Source organism: Photorhabdus sp. RM96S (genome assembly GCF_042879335.1).
Lineage (GTDB): Bacteria > Pseudomonadota > Gammaproteobacteria > Enterobacterales > Enterobacteriaceae > Photorhabdus > Photorhabdus kayaii.
In genome coordinates this window covers 119,952-141,321 of record NZ_JBHFKT010000001.1, presented here as the reverse complement: position 1 = coordinate 141,321, position 21,370 = coordinate 119,952, and the positions used below count along the sequence as shown (strand labels likewise).

Below are 21,370 nucleotides of genomic sequence, written 5' to 3'. Positions count from 1 at the left end.
CTTAAATTTGAGTTAATAGGAATACTGCGAAATCAGTAGAATAAGAAAAGGCCACACATAGTGCAGCCTTAAATTTTATAAGGTGATTACTTACATTTAATATAATACCAAGCTCATCAACAAACTCTGCTGGTGTATCATTATGTGTAAGGGAATGATAATAATTAACAGATAAATATACCCGTTATCTTTCAAGTTACTTCTTTATCATATAGAGTTATAGTCACTCATCCATGAACCTCCTTAATATTAAGACTAAATTACAACGTATAATAAACCATAGTTCATGGTAATTATGCACACCTGGTAATAAATCTCTCAAGCCAATTTGGTCAATAAAACGTTTAGCAAGCAATTTCTTTAAGGATGGATCGTGTATCTTTTTTCTGTACAAAATAAAAAAACTACCAACCTCTCGTATTGCATGACGACTAAGAGATCTTTTTAACGACCTTTCACCTTTAATTTCTTTTGAGATTTTAATAATTGAATTAACCACGGTAATATAGCTATCAGCTCGATAATATAATTTTTTACTTTCTCTTGAGCGAGTTATTGATTGCAAATTATGTCGATAACAATACAATTGCTCCTCACAAAAGCCGATTCGATTCGCTATAAGTGACAAATTAATTGTCCATAAGATATCTTCATGAAAGATATTTTCCATAAAACTCAGTTGGTTATTTATAATTAATTCTTTTTTAATAAGTTGTAACCAAACAAAATGTGGCCATTCTCTACACTCAACACAATATTTTATCCACTCTTTACCCGTTAACACTCTGCCATAAGGTTGTCTACGTGTTATTCTTCTATTCCCTTGTGAGAATGGATCTTCTGTAAAACTGACTCCATTGCCAATTAACACATCTAATCTCTGTTCAATAGCTTGATCAAGCCATTTTCTTAATATTTGTGGTTTCAGCCAATCATCACTATCAACAAATAAAACCCACTCCCCTCTCGCATATTTTATGCCGTAATTTCTAGCTATTGAAACACCACGATTTTCTTGATTAAGTATCCGTATTCTATTATCTCTTTTTTCATATTCTTTAATGACTTCTAAGCTGTTATCTGTTGAACCATCATTAATAATAATGACTTCAAAATTAACATTTTCTTGCGAAGAAATTGAATCTAACAAATAGATTATATTATTTTCATCATTAAAAACAGGGATAATGATAGTAATATCAAACTGAAACATCTATCATCCTTTTAATGAGTTAGTTATTTTTGATAAAAACACCATTTTCATAATAAAAATGCACCTTTTCCCATTGCTATTCACAGACCATACAATATTTTGAGCATCAGTTATAGATGGGATTGAAAATTTCCACCAAAACAGTAAATCATTAAGTATGATAATGATAGAAGGATGCACTGGGAATTTAGGTATTACTATTTCTTGTAAAGATAGAAACAGTATAAAAAATCTATTGGAACAGTTTAAATAAATCGGCAAATGTAGCAGATAAAATTAAAACAATTAAAACAATTAAAACAATTAAAACAATTAAAACAATTAAAACAATTAAAAGTGATATTAATTTAAAATGGCTTATGTAACCTATATTAAAAATACAGTTAAATACTTTGAGGGTAAAAAAGTAAAATATAATCAAGAATAAGAAATAGAAGGAAATAACAGAAGAGGAACTATTCAACTAATTGTAAAATGAGAGATTCAAATGTTAATGTATTATCCTATAGATATTTAACATTGAAAATATATTATTTTATACCGAACAATAAAATATTACATGAAATTATTAGGTATAATTCCATGTAATTTAAATAGCATTTAAAAATTTAAAAGACAATATTATCCCTTATTTATTAATGCAAAAATATTTAAAACTCATAGGCATTCTGGATAACATGGCAAGGGAGACAATTGCACTACAATTCTTTTTCCTGCAACGACGCGTTGTTGGCTTTTCGCCTGCACTGCCCGTTTCTCATCCCAACGTAGACGAGTTCTTAAGAATAACTCACCATGAGAAAACTGCGGACTCAAACGCATAGAAAAAGTGATGGGTAGCATGTCCAAACGATAATTCATCTCACCCACTGTCAACACTTTTCCTTCAACCACCGTCAACAATGACACCTCAACGTTTGCCGTTCTGGGTAGAGAGGTCTGCATGGTCACATCGCCCTCAATCAGACGTGATGCTTCATGCTCAACAGCCTCACTAACACAACCGGTAATCAGCAAACACAACATGACCAACCCTATCTTGGTCATGTTAGGCTGATCCTACGTTGTGACAACGGAGTATGCTGCCCATCCAACAAACGCTGTAATGTTGTCTCATGTTCAAGCCCCATGACAAGACCTCTACTCAGCACCGCAGAAAGCGGCTCATGAACGTTTTGTGGTATATACCCTGACGTAACCCGACGACCACAACAAAGGCTATCATTTTCATGGGGCACATTTGTTAAATGAATGGGTAACGAATTCTCAATTTTCATACTCGCATTCCCAAAGATTCGTTCTGTTGAGAGCCAATCGGAAGTTGAGCTTGCAATAATTCCTGCCAAAATTCAGCATGATCCAACATACTTGAAAGGCTCTCTTCAAAAACAGCCTGATTCAGCCGACTTGCTGACATTTGCCGATAAAGCTGCACCATCAGCGTTGACTCATCAAAACCAAAGTGAAGATCAAACTGATACCAATGACGATTAAAGCTGGCTAATTGGCGGAAAATCCCCTCTCCGACCACAGTGATGTCAGCAACATCTATCTGTAAAACGAGCTGGTCACGTTCAGGAATTAAGATCAAAGAGAGGTGAAGGTGCTCATCAAAACAGAGAGCAGCCACACCTTCATGATTTAAAGCTAGGTGCGGCAAGCCAAATTTAGCAGCAAATTCAGCCAAAACTTGATTGACGATGGCTATCACATCCATGGGTTACTCCTGCTAGAGAAGGCAATCAGACCAACTTGAATTACCGAGTAGTCAAACAAACGGGTTACCCCCGCAGAAAAGGGACTCAGTTTACTACCATCGCCTTTTGGACCTCTGTCACTCAAGGCCAATTCTTTTAATAAAAAGGTCACCCCAGTGATTATCAAAAACCAAACACCGGAGCATAGGAAGATGCTTTTTTTCCTTAACACATTCTGCTTGTTAAGAACTGAAATCTTAATTGGATATTTTCGTTTTTCTGCACCTTTGACGGTATGAGTAGATTTTAAAAACGAGATCAAATAACGGTATCCATCAATAAGAGCGCACCTTTCGGTGCGCCCACGCTTATTATTCAACGGGTCTACTCCGCCAGCATTACACCACGCCAGTCGCCGCACGCCATGCCTGAACATGGTTCTGATAAAGCTGCTGTATTAATTGCAAAACATCTCTCATGAAATTGTTATCCAATGAAATCTGATCTTCACTCTTCTGTTTTTCATGTTGAGAAATAGATGAATCCACTTCATGTTCCTTGGCTTTAGCCTGAGAAAGCCCCTGTTCTACCTGCACGGAATTATTGGACATACTCTCTAAAGATTTCATCACTGAAGTTAAGAACTGCTGCTTGCTGTTACGACTTTCAAAAACCAAAGTAAGAGATTTCAAAGTGCTCTCATCAGAAAGCTGATCTTTGGCCCATACTTTACCAACCACAGCGCGATCCGCATCGCTATTCTTACCTAGCTGTTGCAATTTAAGATCGATTAATTCGTTACGACCAGCAATATTACTTTCCAACGTCTTCTGCTGCTTAACCGCTTGACTGTTTTTAACGGAAGAAAAACTACCTACCAGCCCTGAACCAACCGTCATTAAGCCTGAAACCACTGCCATAGCAATCATCAATTTGGCGCCATGCCGCATTTCATCCACTTGTGATTTCTGAGCATCGATGGACGCTTTATTCTCAGTGTCACGCTGTAAAATACCCAGTTCACGCATCCTCTTTGCAATCTCAAAAAGCAGCGACATCATATCCAGCGTGTTATTTAATTCTTGTCCGACATTTCCTAAGCGACTGGGATCGAGGCCCTGTTTCGGTACAATCAATTCAACCTTATCCGTGAACCTCATTTTTTCCGGCTGTTGAATAGCAGCTTCATGTGCTGTCGGTGTCGACACAAAGTTGTCAGTTCCAACTTCAACACCATGACTGGAAGTCACCCCTTGACTACTGACGTTATCATTAATTCTCATCTTTTTATTCCCTAAATTTCCTGTGGTCGGCGGGCAAGGTTATTTATCATGTCGCCCCTGGCATTGAGCATCTGGAAAATCATTTCCATCACATGTTGGAAAGACTCTACCATTTGGGACAACTCCTCTTTGAGCCTGTCCATAACAGCCTGAAATACGGTCAATTCGCTCCGCGAGAGCTGTACATCAGCTTGTCGGTTAGCCGCTTTACTCTGGAAGGCCGCATTGGTAGTTTGAGCAGCACCATTAGCAAGATCCACCGTCATGTCACTTACCTGCATACCGACTTTCACACCACGGGACAAAGTATTAGTTGCTGTACCGGCGGCTTTTGCAGAAAGCTCCGCTGCCTTTACTGCCATCTTAGCTGTCATATCAGCCACTTTACTGCCCATTTTAGCGCCCATTTTCGCTATCAAACCGGCGGCCGAACCACCGAAACTGACCGCCGCCGCTGCCACCGCCATCGTAATCTCAATCGCGGTTATGACCGGCCCTAGCCATTTCATGGTTTCCTTGCTGATTAAACCATCTTGAGCTGCTTGTTGTAGTCCCTGAGAGACTGCACCCATTACCCCTCCGGCAATCAGCAAACCCCCTGCTACCGCACCAACACCGGTAGCAACCATAATTACTCCGACCACAATTGAAGCAATTGCACTGATCCAGCCAAAGATCTTAGAAAACAATCCAGATTTCTGCGCCTCTTTAGCAGAATTTTCAGCTTCTTTAATCTTCTGCTGGTTCTCATCCATTTTCTGCAAGCTTTGTTGACGTGCTCGCTGGATATCTTGGATTTTGAGATCAGTCTGATTACTCTTAAGCTCGCTGGTCAATTTGCCCAATTCAATCTCTATTGCCTCAGATGAGGACAATACCAGAGAGGACAACAACGAAGTTTCTGTCAGCTTTGCTGTCAGCTCTTTTATCAGTCCCACTGCCTGCTTAGCCTCCTGCGTAACCGATTTAATCCTTGCCATTTCTTCTCGGTTAGGGTGAATATTCACCACCACCAATGGTGCTGGCAATGATACTCCTCGTGACCTAGCGGCATCAGAAGACAGCAAATTACCCGCCTGACTAGGCGTGACGTGCTCCTCGCTTTTAGGAGGTATAGTTGCGCGGATTTCATCAACCTGAAAACTGTTGACCCTCGATTGAGGAACTTTAGATTCACTGACTTGAACCATTTTCCTGAGTCCTTTTTATTGTAATAGCTTCTAACATTGCACTGGAACTGGCAGCCAAAGCGGCCTGTTCCGGCAAAGCTGCCGCAAGTTGTTGGGCCGAGTAGAAGCCACTCTCAGCCCCATCGAGTTCTCCTAATTGCAGGAGACATTCGGCAGCATGAAATGGAAAACGGGGCTCATTAATATCAAGCATTGCTCCGTAGCTATAGCTTTGAATTGCCTGCTCCAGTTGCCCCATTGCCTGTCGGCATGCACCCAATCCAAGGAAGAACCGAGAATCATAGTGATCCAACATACACAAAGCCTGGAATATCTTATGTGCATCCTGCCATTTGCCTGACTGATACTGGTTGAACGCTAATGAGTAAAGTTGCTCCAACGTATCACTAGAAATATCCTTCAACATGGCAAGAGTGCCACCATCATGAAGAAAAGATTCCAGCTCTTGTGCATATTGGTCAGAAGTCGTTGATGTTTCTTGATGCTCCATAATCATTCCTTAAATTGCGCCGAGAATATTGCGCATGATGCTGTCATATTTTTGAATAAAACGGTTTAACGCCTCAATAGCCGCGTTATAACGGGAACTAGCCTCATTTAAACGTGTTGTTTTTTCCTGGACAATATTGTTTAGTGGATTTACACGATCATTAACCGAAGTAGAGAAGTTGGCTAATCGATTATTTTCCTTATTATATTCATATGAATCTGCCAGACCTGTCATAGCGCCACTTTGCTTATCGGAACTTTCTAAGAATTTCTTAATAGAGATTTTAGAGTCAGAAGATATCTTCCTTAACAGTTTATATTCAGCACTTTTCTCAAAAGCAGCCTGATCACTAAAACCATATTTCTTATGGTCCAACAAATTGAAGGAGCCATCAGTAATATTAAGCGTCACATTAGCTGCTAATTTCGCATTAATCTCCGATTGAATAACACTGTAAATCTTTAACTCTGCGGTCAATGTAGCCAGTTCATCACGCAACTCAAGTCGTTTTTTATCATGACCTGACATAACAGAAACAAAAATATCGATTACATCATCATCAAGACGATCCGGCGTTAAATTAAAATGAACCGCAGCCAGAAAATCCCTTAATGTCCAATCAGTTTTTAATGTCGGGCTATTCAAGAAGGATTTAAGATTCTCAATACCATTCTTTATTTGGCTATCGAAATGACCATTTTCGACAATAGCGTTCGCTGGCAGAAAATAGGCAATCAGTTTTTTCAGGAGCTCCTTATTTTCAGTGACAACATCAGAATCAGATGTAATCTTGATCCCCTTATCAAAAATAAGATTAACCAATTCATCAAGCTTCGAAGATTTAGAACCTTGTAATTGCTCTAGCGAAACCCCTTCCAGATCTGCCAAGAAAAGCTGTGGGTCATTTTGATATGGCCTAATTTCCACCTTCAACCTTCAAACTCCTTATACAATAATGCCACGCATACGAGGTGGGCGACGAAGACGCTTTCCCTCTTCCAGAGAGGGTAGTTGGTTGCTTCGTAAGCGATTAACTTCTGTCAGCAACTCTTGCTCAGCATTCTGAACCAAAGTAACGTCAGCATGACCAAACAGTTCTGTACCTACACTTGGGTTGATGCCAAGAGACTGCCACATCTCCTGCAATAGTTGCAGTCTGTGATCACTGTCCTCAATGGCTGCCTCAGCAGCTTGCAGTACCTTGGCGTTGGGTTCCTCTTGCATCCATGACTCCTATAATAAAGAGAGATATTGATTCTTCCTGTCAACGTTGGACTTTTTTTTGTTGTTTTCTCATTTGATGTAGCGATATAACGCAACTGGCTTCTAACTCGAACCAGCCAGCCGCAACCTCACTTGCGCCTGTCCAGCGATGGTAAAACCGGGCCAAACGTTCATCATTAAGAGGAGAGTCAACCAAAGTATTAACTTGACCATAAAGCCGGCTACCCGGCCCAAGTACGGCCATCGTTGCTGTTGCCAACAGATAAAGAGGCGCAAATGGATTAGCAAGCCCTCGACGCTGCCGGGTACGGCGTAACATCACGATCCAAACTCGCGGTGCATCATAACGCCAGGCAATTTCACAACCTTCATACCATACACGCCAGCCAAGAGGGATTGGACTATTCCCCATACAGTGAGGCTGTACTGAATAACCTTGCTCCTCAAACCAAGGGGTAAGCGGATCACGGTTCATAGACACACCCTACCAAGCGGTTGGATGTTGATCTGTTGAGTCAACTCTTGATACGAGAGCACAGGCAAACCGTGGTGATCACCTTCAATTAACTTACGGACATAGCGACGAATATCCATTGATACGATCAACACTGGCTTATTCTGCATTTGCGTTAAATCGCCCACTGTTTTCTTCATCTGTTCGAGGAAACTTTGCGTCACTGCCGGGTCCAGCGCCAAGTAGCTACCCGCGCTCGTTTGGCGAATACCTCCTCGAATTTGTTCCTCTACCTGTTGATCCAACAGATAAGCGGGCAAGATATTGTTGCCATTAGCATACTTGTAACAGATGTAACGCTTGAGACTACTGCGAATATATTCCGTTAATTGCACCACATCTTTTTCTTTCTGCCCCCATACCACCATAGCTTCGAGAATCGTACGTGTATTACGAATAGAGATGTCCTCGCCTACCAACCGTTGCAGTATCTCGGTCATCCGTTGCAATGGGATTATGCGCATGGCCTCCTTGACCAATTCCCCATAACTGCCTTCCATCTGTTCTAGAAGATAACGGGTTTCCTGCACGCCAATAAAATCTTCGGCATACTCCCGCAACACATGTGACAAATGCCAAGTGATCACCTGAGACATGGATAAAACCGCTAGCCCGGATTTCGCCAAACGTTCCTGATGTGCTTCAGCTACCCACAAGGTAGGCTGATTAGGTAATAGAGGTTCCCCTTCTTCGTAAGGGATAGCTAATAGTTCCAACTGACTGACCGGTTCCTGCACCAGTAAATGCGCTGAACGCAGCCGACCACGGGCAACAGGTACCTCTTGTAGCTGGATCAGGTATTCCCCTTGCTTCATCCCTTCATTAAAACGTAAGTGAATACCCGGAAATGGTACGCCCAAATCCAAATAGAGGGCGCGTCGTACCCGTATTAATTCATCATTCAGTGAAATAGCTTCCAGCTCAGCCTGTAATCCCGCATCCACATCAATAAGTAAAGGAACCGTCATAGCAAATTCCTCTTTCTCACTCAGTTTTCCAGCTTTGGCCTTACTGCCGCTCTTGGGTTTAGATTTGGCCGCCGGTGCGCCTGCCCCTTGGGCTAACAGTCTAGGAAGATCCGCTTGTTGGCTGGCGTTGACTTGTCGCTGGCGCTGGAACAGCAAATAACCGCCACCCGCCACCACCAGTGCAAGAATTAAGAAAGTTAATGTAGGGAATCCAGGAATAAGGCCAAATACCACCAATAAAACACCGCCAATTAATAGTGCCTTTGGTTGAGCAACGACCTGATCACCAATCTCACTACCTAGATCAGAGGCGTCTTCTGATGAAACTCGGGTAACAATGATGCCTGCCGTAATCGCAATCAACAGGGCAGGAACCTGAGAGACCATACCATCACCAACGGTCAAAATGGCGTAGAGCTGCAATGCATCGGACACAGACATCCCTTTTTGGGTGACGCCTATAGTTATCCCACCCAAAATGTTGACAAAGATGATGAGGAGACTCGCAATCGCATCACCCTTAACAAATTTCATCGCACCATCCATCGAACCAAACATCTGGCTCTCTTTTTCGATAATGCTACGCCTCTCCCTGGCTTCATTGACGTCAATAACGCCGGCACGCATATCTCCGTCGATACTCATCTGCTTACCCGGCATGGCATCAAGGGAAAAACGAGCACTAACCTCAGCTACGCGCTCCGAACCTTTGGTTATGACGATAAATTGTACAATGGTGATAATCAGAAAGATCACTATCCCGACTATCAGGTTGCCACCGACAACGAAATTACCAAAGGTGTAGACTATTTTACCGGCATCTGCTTGCAGGAGGATCATCCGGGTGGTACTGACGGAAAGCGCCAAACGAAACAGCGTGGTCACTAGCAAGACCGCAGGAAAAGCGGAAAACTGTAAAGGGGAATTGATATAGACCGCCATCATCATGAGCACAACAGAGATGGTCATATTAATGGCGATCAAAATGTCAAGTAGGACAGGCGGAAGCGGCAAAACCATCATGAAGACCACGGCTAGCAACAATACTGCCAACATGATGTCTTTACGCTCGCCAATCAGACGCAATAACTCAAACCCACGGTTCACAATAGGGCCCCTTGAGCGAGATAACGCTGATAAGCACTGCGTGCTTCTTCCAGGTTCCCTTCCTGTTGACAAGCACGGCTAACACAAAGCCAGAGGGCGGCGCTTTGTTCACCCTGCTCTTGTAAGAGAGTGCAATGTTCTTTTGCCATACTCCCCTCTTGCAATTTAAGTAATGAAACCACCAAGGCGCGACGCCCTTCCTGATGTTCAGGATGCAAAGCCAGTAATGCATCCAATAAAATACGAGCTCGGTCAGGATGACCGTATTGAAGTTGAAGCCAGCCGAGCAGCAACAGAGCGCTCTGCTGTTTAGCACTGAGAGTCATGGTCATACCTTGTGCAACAGGTGCAGAGCCATCTGCAACAACTGTTCATCTTGATTCATTTTTTCCAACAGGGAGACAGCATGCTGTACCCTGATGTCATTACCTTGTTGCAAAATTGTACGCAGACCACTAACCGCCTGACGAAAATCATGTGGACGCAACAGAGAGTGAAACCCATCTTGCGGGCAGGCAAAAGCCAACAAAGCCTGATCTGCCTTGTTGGCCGGATAAAGACGTGCGGCGTGTGTCTCAACGGATTGACCATCGGGCAATAGCGCGTAGCGATCAGGTAAACTAACCTCTATCTCTTCCCGACTGATCGCCGTTAGTTGCTCAATTCCTATATGGGCAGCAGCGATTTTGCTCACGAAGCGAGCACCTCACGCTGTACTCTTAGCAAAGAGCGAAATGCCTGATGCAGCAAGGGCAACGTTATATGTCGTTCATCTAATGTCATAAACAATAACAGACGATCTTCTCCCAGCCAGCCACAACGCAAGGGCAGCTCGGGCCCCTGACCACTGAAAGTGAGTAGCATCGCTTTCACCATGACCTCTTTTCCCTGATGCCAGGGAATTTCACGGGCCAGCCAAAGTGTTAATGCGCCACCATAGCGCTCAATTTGCAACGTACCAGAATACTCAAAATCGATTTGGATCAAGGGGCTAGAAGCATCAGACATCTCCATACCCAAATCCTGACAAAACTGGAGCAACTGTGGCTCTATCCAGTTCATGATGCTCCCTCTCCCGACCACAATTCGTCTTCTTCTCTCTCAATTGCTGTATCCAGCGCCAGCTGACAAGCATTAAGCAGGTTTTGGCGCTGCTCTTCATCACTGAACACTTCCACCGGAATCAAACGAATCAATCGCTTCAATTCCCGGTAGAAATGAATTTGAGTTTGGTTATCCTGCAATCCCAAAGCATGACCGAGTATTTCAACATCTCGCACATTGGCCCAACGTTTCTCAACCAGAGAAACGACATCCCCCATAAGGTCAGAAGGCCCGTATGCCATGACTTTCCCCCTCTACCACGCTTTTCCATAACTGTTCAACCTGAACCGATAAACTGTTAAGCAAACGGAGTTTATGCATGTCACTCATCACACGTTCCAACTTAATAGGATCAAGTTGCCGCTGTTGGCTGTCCAGATCAGCACTCAACGCTTTCATGATGAATCCTGTTACTTCCATCAGGGAACTACTCTTGAAATTGGATTGAATATCCCGCCAGGCAGCCGACAACCCTTGATAATCCATCACTGCATCACGATAGATGTTGCGCAACGCTTGCAAGTTGCCAACCCCATTTTTAGCTGCTGTCGTGGCATCAGGCGTAATGCGGGCCCCCAACTCGATAGCAATTCCTTGCTCTCGCGCTAAGCGTGACAACTCCTGTTCAACCAATGTCAATATGGCATGTGCCTCTGGCCTGCCTGCCAGCGCATCACGCGCCTGACTTAGCGCATAGAATTGCTCACTCACCTCTCCAGAGAAACTTTCCAGATAAGCCTGTAACTGAGCAATATTAGTCAGTTGAGCATTATTTAAGTGGGAGATTAATGCCTTGACCTTTTGCTGACGCTCTAAATCTGGCACCTTCTGCAAATATTCACCCACCAGTGCCTCAATTTCTCGCACCCTGGCATGTCCATCACTAACTTTACGTTTGGAGAGTGGCATATCCTTGCGTTCCGAAAATGCAAAAGTCATCTCTTCGGCCGCATCAGCAAAAGACTGGGATGCTGATACCAGCACAACTTTCTCTCCCTGAAACTGACCTACCTTAGCTTGTTCCTGTTGTGCGGTAACCCCAGCACCCAGTTCTGATAAAGTTACCGAATGAAGATGATTCTGGATAATATCCATAGTCTACCTTGTCATATCAGAGTTAATAATGAACAAATTATAAAGATACCGCTCCTGTGCCTATGCCAAAATCAGTCGTGAATTTTTAGCAAAAACCGCCATAACTCAAGGAATAGCCCCATTGTTCTGATATAAGACTCATAAAACATGAGCAACACACTGTGAATAAAATAGGAAATCTTACCGATAAAGCAGAGAACAGCCAGGTAAACTCCAACCATTTTCTAAAAACTCCCGACTCAGGTTGCAATCCCTTCCTCCTCCCCTTCTTTATAGTATTTATAGCAGAGGTTATATAAACGATCATGAAGCTTTCCCTAGACCATATTCCCGGCAAAATGCGCCACGCCATTAATGAATGCCGGCTAATTCAGATTCGCGGCAGGGTTACTCAGGTCACGGGTACACTACTTAAAGCCGTTATTCCTGGTGTACGGATAGGTGAACTTTGTCACTTACGCAATCCTGACAACACACTGTCGCTTTTGGCGGAGGTGATTGGATTCCAACAACATCAAGCCTTGTTAACACCTCTTGGCGAGATGTTTGGTATCTCTTCAAATACCGAAGTGAGTCCAACCGGAGCCATGCATCAAGTTGGCGTGGGGGACTACCTGTTAGGACAAGTCCTTGATGGGCTAGGTAATCCATTTTCCGGCGGTCAATTACCGGAGCCACAAGCCTGGTATCCGGTTTACCGAGATGCTCCGGCCCCTATGAGTCGTAAACGGATTGAGCACCCGCTCTCTCTCGGCGTACGCGCTATTGATGGCTTACTCACTTGCGGCGAAGGTCAACGTATGGGGATTTTTGCTGCCGCTGGCGGCGGAAAAAGTACGCTGTTATCTACGTTGATTCGTAGCGCCGAAGTTGATGTTACCGTGCTGGCGCTCATCGGTGAACGTGGCCGTGAAGTGCGGGAATTTATCGAATCGGATCTTGGTGAAGAGGGCCTAAAACGCTCAGTGCTGGTGGTAGCGACCTCAGACCGCCCGGCAATGGAGCGGGCTAAAGCAGGATTTGTTGCTACATCAATCGCTGAATATTTTCGTGATCAAGGTAAGCGTGTGCTCCTGCTAATGGATTCCGTGACCCGTTTCGCCCGAGCGCAACGAGAAATAGGTTTAGCTGCCGGTGAGCCGCCAACCCGACGTGGTTATCCCCCGTCAGTGTTCGCCGCTTTGCCACGGCTAATGGAACGTGCTGGTCAATCCGACAAAGGTTCGATTACCGCCCTCTATACCGTTTTGGTGGAAGGCGACGACATGACAGAGCCTGTCGCAGACGAGACCCGCTCTATCCTTGATGGTCACATTATTTTGTCACGCAAACTGGCGGCGGCTAACCACTATCCAGCTATCGATGTGTTACGTTCCGCTAGCAGGGTGATGAATCAAATTATCACTCCTGAACATCAGGCTCAGGCCGGCCTGTTGCGCAAATGGCTAGCTAAATATGAAGAAGTTGAGCTTTTGTTGCAGATTGGAGAGTACCAAAAAGGGCAAGATCCCGTTGCTGACAATGCCATTGCGCACATTGAAGCAATACGTAGCTGGTTACGCCAAGGCACCCATGAGCCAAGTGATTTACCGCAAACCTTAGCTCAATTACAGCAGATAACAAAATAATGATTGGCCGTTTACAACGTATAAAGACCTTGCGAGTCGAACGCGCTGAAAAACATTTTTCCTTGCAACAAATGAAACTGCAAACGGCCCGTCAACACCATCAGCAGGCTTTGCAAACCTTGCAAGATTACTGTCAATGGCGAATAGAAGAAGAACAACGGCTTTTTGAATTGTGTCAGGGCCAACCTATTGACCGCAAAGGTCTTGAACGCTGGCAACAACAAGTTGCCCTGTTACGCGAAAATGAAGCGCAATTGGAAAAGCAAGTGGCTGAAATGACTGAAAAAGTGGAGCTGGAACTCCGCCAATTAAAAGAGTGTCAACGTGTTCTGCACCACGCACGCCAGCAGCAAGAAAAATTTAATGAATTGGGTCGTCAGCAACAAGAGGCGATCCGAGTCCAAGGTGAATACCAGGAAGAGCTGGAACAAGAAGAGTTCCATCGCCAGGAAAGAGTGTAAAACAGAAGAGTATGAACCCACTGACAGCTATCGGCAAAAAAGATGTATCCTCCCTCCCAACATCGTCTCCCGCAGAAGCAGACGCAGATTTGCAACGCCGTTTCGAGCAAGCTATCACCTCTCATGCCGCCAACACGCGTCAGTCAACCACACGGCGGACGGAACAACCGTTAACCAATACGACGACAAACAATAAACCAGCGGATCAACATGCCACACATGACTCAGATGAGGAGCTTCCACTATTCGACTCTCCCCAACCGGCAATTGATGATCCGCGCAAGCAAACCTTACCATTGACAGGCCATGACATGCCTGCACCACTTCAAAATCAGAAAAAAAACTTATCGGCCCTCGCTCATCGCCTTAATGAGATCGCTAACGAGATAAGGGAATCTCTGTCAGCACCCGAAGTCCCAACACGTCAGTCAAACCTGAACACCTTAACTGATTCCGGCCTAAAACCGGTTGATATCACGGTAACTTCTCATCCTGACACAACAATGATGCCTGTTCAGCAAGACGTAAACGATGAACTGGCACATCATGCAATGATGCAGACAATACCTGGCCGATCCCCATCTCAGCCAGACACACAACACGGTGCCATTCCTCACCAACAAACAGACCCGACTTTACCTATACCTGCCCGCCATGCCAACGAAATCAGCCCTGCGGAAGGAAAGACACTGGATGAAATCGAAACATCCCATTTGTTGGTATTAAAGCCAAAAGAGTCCGACTCTCAATCCTCTTACTCTGGTGGATCAGACGGGAAAACACCTTTCTTCCCACAAACGCAGCTCTTGCCGGGGGAGCGCATCCTCGCCACGATGCAAGCAACTTCAACCATATCTCCCCTTTTGGAAGCGTTAATCGACAAACTGAGTGTAGAGATCAGTATCGAACTAACCCAACAGCAACGTCCGGCGACATTACATCTGACACTTCCTAGCCTGGGAGCACTTGAGATCCAACTCACCAGCGAGCATGGCAAACTTCAAATAGAGATTTTAGCGAATCCGGCCGCTCAACAACTCCTGAAACAGGCACGCTTTGAACTGATTGAACGTCTACAACTTCTTTACCCAACACAAACTGTTGAACTCTCCCTTCCGTCTCAAACGGATAATGAACATGGATCACGTCAACGTCGCAGCGTATATGAAGAATGGAAAAAAGATGCATGAATAGCCTGACCTTATCCAAAGTTTCATTGGAAGAATTAACGCTGCACCAGACCCTGAGTCGCCACCAGCAACAATTTAATTGGGATAATAACTCTCTCTCGCTGGATGTGATTTCTGCTCCTCAGACGTTAGACAGGAAACTGATCGCCCATTGGCAGGGACAAACCTTCTCCTTGTACTGCCATGCAGCCGAGTTAGCGCTGTGGCTCGCACCTGATCTACAACAAGCAGACCTCACATCACTCCCTCAAGATCTGCTGTTGGCACTACTGGAATATCAAAGCAAAGTGCTACCCACTTTGTCATGGTCAGCACTGAGTACCACGTCAGAACGTCCTTTGTCAGCTTGCTTACGACTACGCCTTGAACGGCCAGGGGCCACATTGCCGCTCTGGTCACCAGAGCCATCCCCCTTAATTGCCATATTGCCAGAACGTCAACCTGGAGAATGCCTGCCTATTCCATTACGACTTTCTCTGCAATGGGGAGCAATAATCCTGACTTTAGATGTGTTTCGTACTCTGGAATCAGGGGATGTGCTGCTACTGCCCCCACAGCAACAACCAGATGACCCTTTATTAGCGTATCTGGAAGGACGCCCTTGGGCCTACTTTAAATCCCATGACCATAAATTGGAGTTAATCACTATGCACACACCCTCTCCTGATAGTTCTGACAACGCTCTGCCAGTAACAGACTTAAACGAACTGGAGGTTCATGTCAGTTTCGAAGTGGGCCGTCAGACTCTAGATCTACAGACACTCACCAGCCTGCAACCCGGCTCATTACTCGATCTTGGTGTTCCTTCAGATGGTGAGGTACGTATTCTCGTCAATCAGAAATGCCTAGGTTCAGGGCGATTGGTGGATATTGAAGGGCGTCTGGGAGTAAGAGTTGAACATCTCTCCGTGGAGAAGCAACCATGATCCAGCTACCAAACGAATTGGATCTCATCATCGGTCTGGCCTTGCTAGCTCTGCTTCCCTTTATTGCCGTGATGGCGACCTCTTTTCTCAAACTGTCTGTGGTGTTTTCCTTACTGCGTAACGCATTGGGCGTACAACAGATCCCACCCAACATGGCTATGTACGGATTGGCAATTATCCTTACTATCTATGTGATGGCTCCAGTGGGTTTCGCCACTCAAGATTACCTGCGTCAAAATGAAGTTTCATTCAGCAATGCGCAATCAGTAGATAAATTTGTGGAAGAGGGCCTGACACCTTACCGGAATTTTCTCAAACAACATATTAAACCCAGTGAACGCACTTTCTTTATCGATAGTACCCGACAAATTTGGCCAAGCCAGTATGCAGATCGGCTAGAACCAGACAGCCTATTGATACTGTTACCTGCCTTTACCGTCAGTGAATTAACCCGAGCTTTTGAAATTGGGTTTCTTCTTTATCTACCATTTATTGCAATCGATCTCATTATTTCTAACATTCTGCTGGCAATGGGGATGATGATGGTTTCTCCAATGACTATCTCACTTCCTTTCAAACTACTGTTATTTGTCCTGCTTGATGGCTGGACACGCCTGACACACGGCCTTGTTATCAGTTATGGAGATTGAACATGAGTAATGCTGATATTTTGCATTTCACCAGCCAATCTCTCTGGTTAGTGTTAATCCTTTCCCTGCCGCCTGTACTCATGGCTGCGGCAGTAGGAACATTGGTTTCATTGATCCAAGCGCTCACTCAAATACAAGAACAAACACTTGGTTTTGTCATCAAATTAATTGCGGTCATCATTACTCTATTCGCTACAGCTACCTGGCTTGGCAACGAACTCTATAGCTTTGCCAACATGACCTTTCTTAAGGTGCCGCTAATCAAATGACCCTACCAGAGCTCCAGCAACAAATGCTTGCTTATACCCTGTTGTTACCACGCATTATGAGTTGCTTTGTGATATTTCCTGTGCTCAGCAAACAGATGCTAGGTGGTGGGTTAATCCGCAACAGCGTGGTCTGCTCACTGGCCCTTTATGCTTACCCAACAGTAGCAGGCAGTCAGTTGCCCACATTAGGTAGTCTGGAATTGACGCTGTTGCTCGGTAAGGAAGTCCTGCTTGGTCTGCTCATCGGCTTTATCGCCTCTATCCCATTTTGGGCGATGGAAGCCACTGGTTTTATTATAGATAACCAACGGGGAGCAACAATGGCTTCAGTGCTTAACCCTTCCCTGGGAAGTCAAACCTCACCCACGGGTCTATTATTGACTCAAACTTTGATAACACTCTTTTTCTCCGGCGGCGCTTTTCTTGGTCTGCTTGGCGCCCTATTTCAAAGTTATAACAGTTGGCCGGTAACGCAGTTTTTTCCCCAAATTACCAACCAGTGGCTCCACTTTTTCTATGGGCAGTTTAGCTATCTACTACAGCTCTGCGCTTTAATGGCTGCTCCTTTGCTAATTGCCATGTTTCTGGCAGAGTTCGGGCTGGCACTGATTAGCCGTTTTGCTCCCTCTCTCAACGTTTTCGTGTTAGCAATGCCGATCAAAAGTGCAATTGCCAGCCTGTTACTGGTTATCTATATCCGATTATTGATGCACCATGCCTATGATAAAGTGCTGTTAATTCTCTCCCCAGTGCGCATGTTAATCCCTATTCTGGAGGCACCATGAGTGGAGAAAAGACTGAAAAACCTACCCCCAAGAAACTTAGAGACGCTCGGAAGAAAGGCCAGGTAACCAAAAGTAACGAAGTCGTCTCCACTTCCTTAATATTGGGGCTAATCGGCATGATAATGGTCATGTCTGAATACTATTTGGAACATCTGGGTAAACTGATGCTAATCCCGGCTAATCTGCTGGAGAAACCCTTTCCCCAAGCCTTCAACCATGTGGTTGAAAACTTAATGCAAGAGCTGGTCTACCTCTGCCTGCCAATTCTAAGCGTTTCCGTTTTGCTATCGCTGGCATCACACTTCGCTCAATACGGTTTTCTACTTAGTGGACACTCCATCAAACCTGATATTAAAAAGATCAACCCTGTTGAAGGTGCTAAGAGAATCTTCTCTATCAAGAGTCTGGTGGAATTCATCAAATCGATACTTAAAGTAGGACTGCTCTGCACCTTGGTTTGGATTACTCTGGCAGGCAATCTACAAGCACTACTGCGCCTGCCAGAATGTGGAACAAGATGTATTGTTCCTGTACTCGGCATAATGTTAACCCAGCTAATGACCGTATGCGGCATGGGGCTTATTGTGATTTCTATTGCCGATTATGCCTTCGAACACTACCAACATATTAAGCAGCTTAGAATGAGTAAAGACGAGATCAAACGGGAATATAAAGAAAGTGAAGGCAGCCCAGAGATCAAAAGCAAACGACGTCAATTTCATCAAGAATTACAATCAAGCAATATGCGCGCTAGCGTTAAGAATTCATCAGTTATCGTCGCCAACCCAACTCACATTGCGGTAGGTATCCGTTACAAAAAAGGCGAAACACCGTTACCTCTTATTACACTCAAGTTCACCAATGCGCAGGCCCTGCAAGTTCGACGTATTGCTGAAGAGGAAGGTATTCCGGTGTTACAACGCATTCCGCTGGCCCGAGCGCTTTATCAAGATGGCCTGATAGACCAATATATTCCTGCTGATCTTATCCAAGCTACCGCAGAAGTTTTGCGCTGGCTAGAACAGTGGCAAGATCGCCCGCCGGAGCTGTAACCTGTCCTCAAACAGCACTTTTTGACAGTCAAACTGCATATATGAACTGAGCATTGGCATTTAACATACCTTGCCAATGCTCAATTGCAAACGAAATACGATTTAATTACATAATAACAACAAATTTAATATAAATAAAAATTACTGCTAATAACCTAACATTGCTTAAACAATATTATAATAAACAATCCAATTAGGTTGAGTGGATTTTTTGTTTTTATCGATTGATCAAATAGTTGAAACCAGATTGAATTAATTATTAAGTGATTTATATTACACGTAGCTATTTGGATTTCACTTTGCGCTGATTTCTACACCTGCTAATTCGTTAATATTACTCTAGCTATCATTCATTACAATTACTAACGTATTATGAATCACTAATAGATTTCCTGAATGAAAGGAGATAACTATCAATATCAATATCAATATCAATCAAGACAAAAGACTCAGTTTATAACTAAGGGCGCAAAATTTATAAGCAATCGTTATCGTGCAAAAAACTGATCCCTTTTCACTCTTCGTTTATAAAACGTTTATAAAACGTGAGAATAATAGAGTATTCGAACCAAAGAACATTATAGGCTCACTAGCAAAAATCATTTTAATTAAAAGATGCTATAGTTAACCATCAGGTTAAATACGTAAAATTATTCTTCACTGTCTATTCCAGGCAGCGAAACCAAAGAAAATATCTATTAATAATAATGTGATTTGTATTTTTAAAACATAACACCAACAGATCCAGGACAATAGAATGAACGGCATCACAACATCAGGGAAGGGAATGGATATCTCGCTACTCCAGCGTAGCATGCCTGCCTTTAACGTTATAGAGCACCCCCAAGAAGGGATATATATCCTGCTCGAAGGTGAAATGACATGGCAGGACAGCACCAATACCTACGATATCTCCCACAATGAGCTGCTTTTTGTTCGTCGTGGCAGTTATGCAGCAAAAACGCGTAGTGATACTTGCAAACTACTCTGGTTGCCTCTGAGTACGACTTTCCTCCACGGGTTTCTGCAACGCTTTGGTACTCTGCTCAGTGAAGTCGAGCGGCACAACATGTCAACACCCGAATTAATTGCATTTACCTCATCCCCTCTGTTATCTCAAAGTATAAATGGGTTGGTCGATCTATTAGCTCATGATTATCCTACAGCGCTGGGTCAACTCAGAACAGAAGAACTGCTATTGTTATTAGCATTTGGAGAACAAGGTACTTTGCTCATGTCAGTATTACGACAATTGAGCAATCGCCAAGTGGAACGTTTACAGAGTTTTATGGAAAATCACTACCTTAAGGAGTGGAAACTCAGTGAATTCGCTAAAGAATTTGGTATGGGATTAACCACCTTCAAGGAGCTGTTCCGTTCGGTATACGGAATATCACCACGCGCTTGGATCAGTGAACGCCGTATTCTTTATGCACATCAGCTACTACTCAATAGCGAGATGAGTATTGTTAATATCTCGATGGAAGCAGGATTTTCCAGCCAATCCTACTTTACTCAAAGCTATCGGAGACGCTTTAATTGCACGCCCAGTCGAGCCAGGTATGGCAAAGAGTAACGATTGGCTAAAATAATCTGACGTTTTTTACAAGTTAACCGTTGGCCTGACAGATAAAATAAGGCCATCCCTAATTTAATCGACAAGAGTGACTAGCAGCAAGATGAGCATAGCATGAGCCAGCAAGACCATAATCAGACTCGAACCAGCATGTTTCTCGGCCGCAAGATCTCTGTCACGCAGTCGGGAATTCCACGCCGGGATCAATTACTCGGAAAATCATCGGCTATTCAGTATCAGAATAGAGACATTATCAATAGCCAACAGTTTATTTTATTACAACGTTTGCTACCCAGACATCTGCTGGAAAGCTTGATGAAGTCTGTCTGGTTTCGTAGACGGTTAAATTGCGGGCAAGCTTTGCGGCGTGATGACCTACAACAGCTCATTAGAGCGGCGGCAGAACCGGAATGTGACTGGAATAAGGTGCTGGGTGACCGCATAAACCTAGCTGACAAACATCTTTTACAGCACTGGGTATTACAGCCGCTATTTGACTGGTGGCTCCGTTTGTTGGAACCAGAAATAGACTTCTGGCTCACTGAATTTGATCAGTTACAGATCCAAGAACGGCAACTGCATGCTAAAGCGCATTTTTGGCAGCAAGCCGAAAGCGTCTCGTCTCAATGCCGGGAACAATATCATAAAGAGGTTACATCTTTGCAAGCAGCGCTTAATCAACACAAGCAACTATTAGAAAAACGGCTGTTGACAACGGAAACCCAAGCTCGCGAAGCATGGCCCAACTGGTTTACTGGGCTAGATGCACTCCAGACTGGCGGCGACCTAACCGCTTTTATGCCGGTTCCCGAAGCACTGTCATCCTGTTGGGCGTGGTTGACTACTTTAGAGCATGACACCGAGGAAGCTACTCACTTGAAAAAATGGCTTTGTGCCCATTTTCTGTGCCTGCCACAGGACAATTTTTACTGGCAATCGACGACCTAA

At 44.2% G+C, this 21,370-nt stretch carries 27 protein-coding genes; 10 read left to right on the top strand and 17 right to left on the bottom strand.

Annotated features, from left to right (window positions below; all coding sequences use genetic code 11):
- Positions 1-223: 223 nt before the first annotated feature.
- The 17 genes from ACGF49_RS00755 to sctW form a co-directional block, all read right to left on the bottom strand.
- Complete coding sequence (locus ACGF49_RS00755; RefSeq protein WP_113040894.1) at positions 224-1,213, bottom strand: glycosyltransferase; 990 nt, start codon at positions 1,211-1,213, stop codon at positions 224-226.
- A gap of 657 nt (positions 1,214-1,870) precedes the next feature.
- On the bottom strand, positions 1,871-2,260 hold the full coding sequence (locus tag ACGF49_RS00750) for a YscW family type III secretion system pilotin (RefSeq protein ID WP_113040893.1): 390 nt from the start codon (positions 2,258-2,260) through the stop codon (positions 1,871-1,873).
- Positions 2,257-2,490, bottom strand: a complete 234-nt coding sequence (locus ACGF49_RS00745; protein ID WP_112879050.1) for a T3SS regulon translocated regulator ExsE family protein — start codon at positions 2,488-2,490, stop codon at positions 2,257-2,259. The genes ACGF49_RS00750 and ACGF49_RS00745 overlap by 4 nt, the downstream gene beginning before the upstream one ends.
- Positions 2,487-2,930, bottom strand: a complete 444-nt coding sequence (locus ACGF49_RS00740; RefSeq protein WP_112894993.1) for a type III secretion system chaperone — start codon at positions 2,928-2,930, stop codon at positions 2,487-2,489. The genes ACGF49_RS00745 and ACGF49_RS00740 overlap by 4 nt, the downstream gene beginning before the upstream one ends.
- Positions 2,921-3,289, bottom strand: coding sequence for a hypothetical protein (locus ACGF49_RS00735; protein ID WP_113040892.1), 369 nt, complete (start codon positions 3,287-3,289; stop codon positions 2,921-2,923). Before ACGF49_RS00735 ends, ACGF49_RS00740 begins: the two co-directional genes overlap by 10 nt.
- A gap of 19 nt (positions 3,290-3,308) precedes the next feature.
- Positions 3,309-4,193: a YopD family type III secretion system translocon subunit gene (locus tag ACGF49_RS00730; RefSeq protein ID WP_387488893.1), complete on the bottom strand. Its 885-nt coding sequence runs from the start codon at positions 4,191-4,193 to the stop codon at positions 3,309-3,311.
- Between the two features lie 11 nt (positions 4,194-4,204).
- Positions 4,205-5,383 (bottom strand): type III secretion system translocon subunit SctE, encoded by a 1,179-nt coding sequence (gene sctE / locus ACGF49_RS00725; RefSeq protein WP_113040890.1) that lies wholly within the window; start codon positions 5,381-5,383, stop codon positions 4,205-4,207.
- Entirely contained in the window at positions 5,367-5,873 is a 507-nt protein-coding gene (locus tag ACGF49_RS00720; protein WP_036809084.1) for a SycD/LcrH family type III secretion system chaperone, read from the bottom strand. Before ACGF49_RS00720 ends, sctE begins: the two co-directional genes overlap by 17 nt.
- Before the next feature lie 9 nt (positions 5,874-5,882).
- Positions 5,883-6,800: a virulence-associated V antigen gene (locus tag ACGF49_RS00715; RefSeq protein WP_113040956.1), complete on the bottom strand. Its 918-nt coding sequence runs from the start codon at positions 6,798-6,800 to the stop codon at positions 5,883-5,885.
- A gap of 18 nt (positions 6,801-6,818) precedes the next feature.
- A complete protein-coding gene (locus ACGF49_RS00710; RefSeq protein ID WP_113040889.1) occupies positions 6,819-7,097 on the bottom strand; it encodes an LcrG family type III secretion system chaperone in 279 nt (92 codons plus the stop codon).
- 40 nt (positions 7,098-7,137) lie between these two features.
- Complete coding sequence (locus ACGF49_RS00705; RefSeq protein WP_112894986.1) at positions 7,138-7,572, bottom strand: LcrR family type III secretion system chaperone; 435 nt, start codon at positions 7,570-7,572, stop codon at positions 7,138-7,140.
- A complete protein-coding gene (sctV, locus tag ACGF49_RS00700) occupies positions 7,569-9,635 on the bottom strand; it encodes a type III secretion system export apparatus subunit SctV (RefSeq protein WP_228901050.1) in 2,067 nt (688 codons plus the stop codon). Before sctV ends, ACGF49_RS00705 begins: the two co-directional genes overlap by 4 nt.
- Positions 9,636-9,682: 47 nt before the next feature.
- Positions 9,683-10,012 carry a type III secretion system chaperone SctY gene (gene sctY, locus ACGF49_RS00695; protein ID WP_112894985.1) on the bottom strand — a complete coding sequence of 110 codons (330 nt, stop codon included), beginning with the start codon at positions 10,010-10,012 and terminating at the stop codon, positions 9,683-9,685.
- 2 nt (positions 10,013-10,014) lie between these two features.
- Positions 10,015-10,380: a YscX family type III secretion system protein SctX gene (gene sctX, locus ACGF49_RS00690; RefSeq protein ID WP_112879040.1), complete on the bottom strand. Its 366-nt coding sequence runs from the start codon at positions 10,378-10,380 to the stop codon at positions 10,015-10,017.
- Positions 10,377-10,748, bottom strand: coding sequence for a type III secretion chaperone SycN (gene sycN, locus ACGF49_RS00685; RefSeq protein ID WP_113040888.1), 372 nt, complete (start codon positions 10,746-10,748; stop codon positions 10,377-10,379). Before sycN ends, sctX begins: the two co-directional genes overlap by 4 nt.
- The gene (locus ACGF49_RS00680) at positions 10,745-11,032 is read right to left on the bottom strand and encodes a TyeA family type III secretion system gatekeeper subunit (protein WP_113040887.1); all 288 of its coding nucleotides are present in this window, start codon (positions 11,030-11,032) and stop codon (positions 10,745-10,747) included. The genes sycN and ACGF49_RS00680 overlap by 4 nt, the downstream gene beginning before the upstream one ends.
- On the bottom strand, positions 11,013-11,885 hold the full coding sequence (gene sctW / locus ACGF49_RS00675) for a type III secretion system gatekeeper subunit SctW (RefSeq protein ID WP_113040886.1): 873 nt from the start codon (positions 11,883-11,885) through the stop codon (positions 11,013-11,015). Before sctW ends, ACGF49_RS00680 begins: the two co-directional genes overlap by 20 nt.
- A 305-nt stretch (positions 11,886-12,190) precedes the next feature.
- Here sctW and sctN point away from each other — a divergent pair, with 305 nt between their 5' ends.
- The 10 genes from sctN to ACGF49_RS00625 all read left to right on the top strand — a co-directional run bounded on the left by sctN (position 12,191) and on the right by ACGF49_RS00625 (position 21,370).
- The gene (gene sctN, locus ACGF49_RS00670) at positions 12,191-13,513 is read left to right on the top strand and encodes a type III secretion system ATPase SctN (protein ID WP_112879036.1); all 1,323 of its coding nucleotides are present in this window, start codon (positions 12,191-12,193) and stop codon (positions 13,511-13,513) included.
- On the top strand, positions 13,513-13,974 hold the full coding sequence (locus ACGF49_RS00665; protein WP_113040885.1) for a type III secretion protein: 462 nt from the start codon (positions 13,513-13,515) through the stop codon (positions 13,972-13,974). The genes sctN and ACGF49_RS00665 overlap by 1 nt, the downstream gene beginning before the upstream one ends.
- 11 nt (positions 13,975-13,985) lie before the next feature.
- On the top strand, positions 13,986-15,164 hold the full coding sequence (locus ACGF49_RS00660; RefSeq protein ID WP_387488884.1) for a type III secretion system needle length determinant: 1,179 nt from the start codon (positions 13,986-13,988) through the stop codon (positions 15,162-15,164).
- Entirely contained in the window at positions 15,161-16,090 is a 930-nt protein-coding gene (gene sctQ / locus ACGF49_RS00655) for a type III secretion system cytoplasmic ring protein SctQ (RefSeq protein ID WP_271859326.1), read from the top strand. The genes ACGF49_RS00660 and sctQ overlap by 4 nt, the downstream gene beginning before the upstream one ends.
- Entirely contained in the window at positions 16,087-16,740 is a 654-nt protein-coding gene (gene sctR, locus ACGF49_RS00650) for a type III secretion system export apparatus subunit SctR (RefSeq protein WP_112879032.1), read from the top strand. The genes sctQ and sctR overlap by 4 nt, the downstream gene beginning before the upstream one ends.
- Before the next feature lie 2 nt (positions 16,741-16,742).
- On the top strand, positions 16,743-17,009 hold the full coding sequence (sctS, locus tag ACGF49_RS00645) for a type III secretion system export apparatus subunit SctS (protein ID WP_112879031.1): 267 nt from the start codon (positions 16,743-16,745) through the stop codon (positions 17,007-17,009).
- Positions 17,006-17,794 (top strand): type III secretion system export apparatus subunit SctT, encoded by a 789-nt coding sequence (gene sctT, locus ACGF49_RS00640; RefSeq protein ID WP_113040882.1) that lies wholly within the window; start codon positions 17,006-17,008, stop codon positions 17,792-17,794. Before sctS ends, sctT begins: the two co-directional genes overlap by 4 nt.
- The gene (gene sctU, locus ACGF49_RS00635) at positions 17,791-18,846 is read left to right on the top strand and encodes a type III secretion system export apparatus subunit SctU (protein ID WP_113040881.1); all 1,056 of its coding nucleotides are present in this window, start codon (positions 17,791-17,793) and stop codon (positions 18,844-18,846) included. Before sctT ends, sctU begins: the two co-directional genes overlap by 4 nt.
- A 757-nt stretch (positions 18,847-19,603) precedes the next feature.
- On the top strand, positions 19,604-20,422 hold the full coding sequence (locus ACGF49_RS00630) for an AraC family transcriptional regulator (RefSeq protein WP_112879028.1): 819 nt from the start codon (positions 19,604-19,606) through the stop codon (positions 20,420-20,422).
- Positions 20,423-20,536: 114 nt separating this feature from the next.
- Entirely contained in the window at positions 20,537-21,370 is an 834-nt protein-coding gene (locus ACGF49_RS00625) for a T3SS regulon anti-activator ExsD domain-containing protein (RefSeq protein WP_262978339.1), read from the top strand.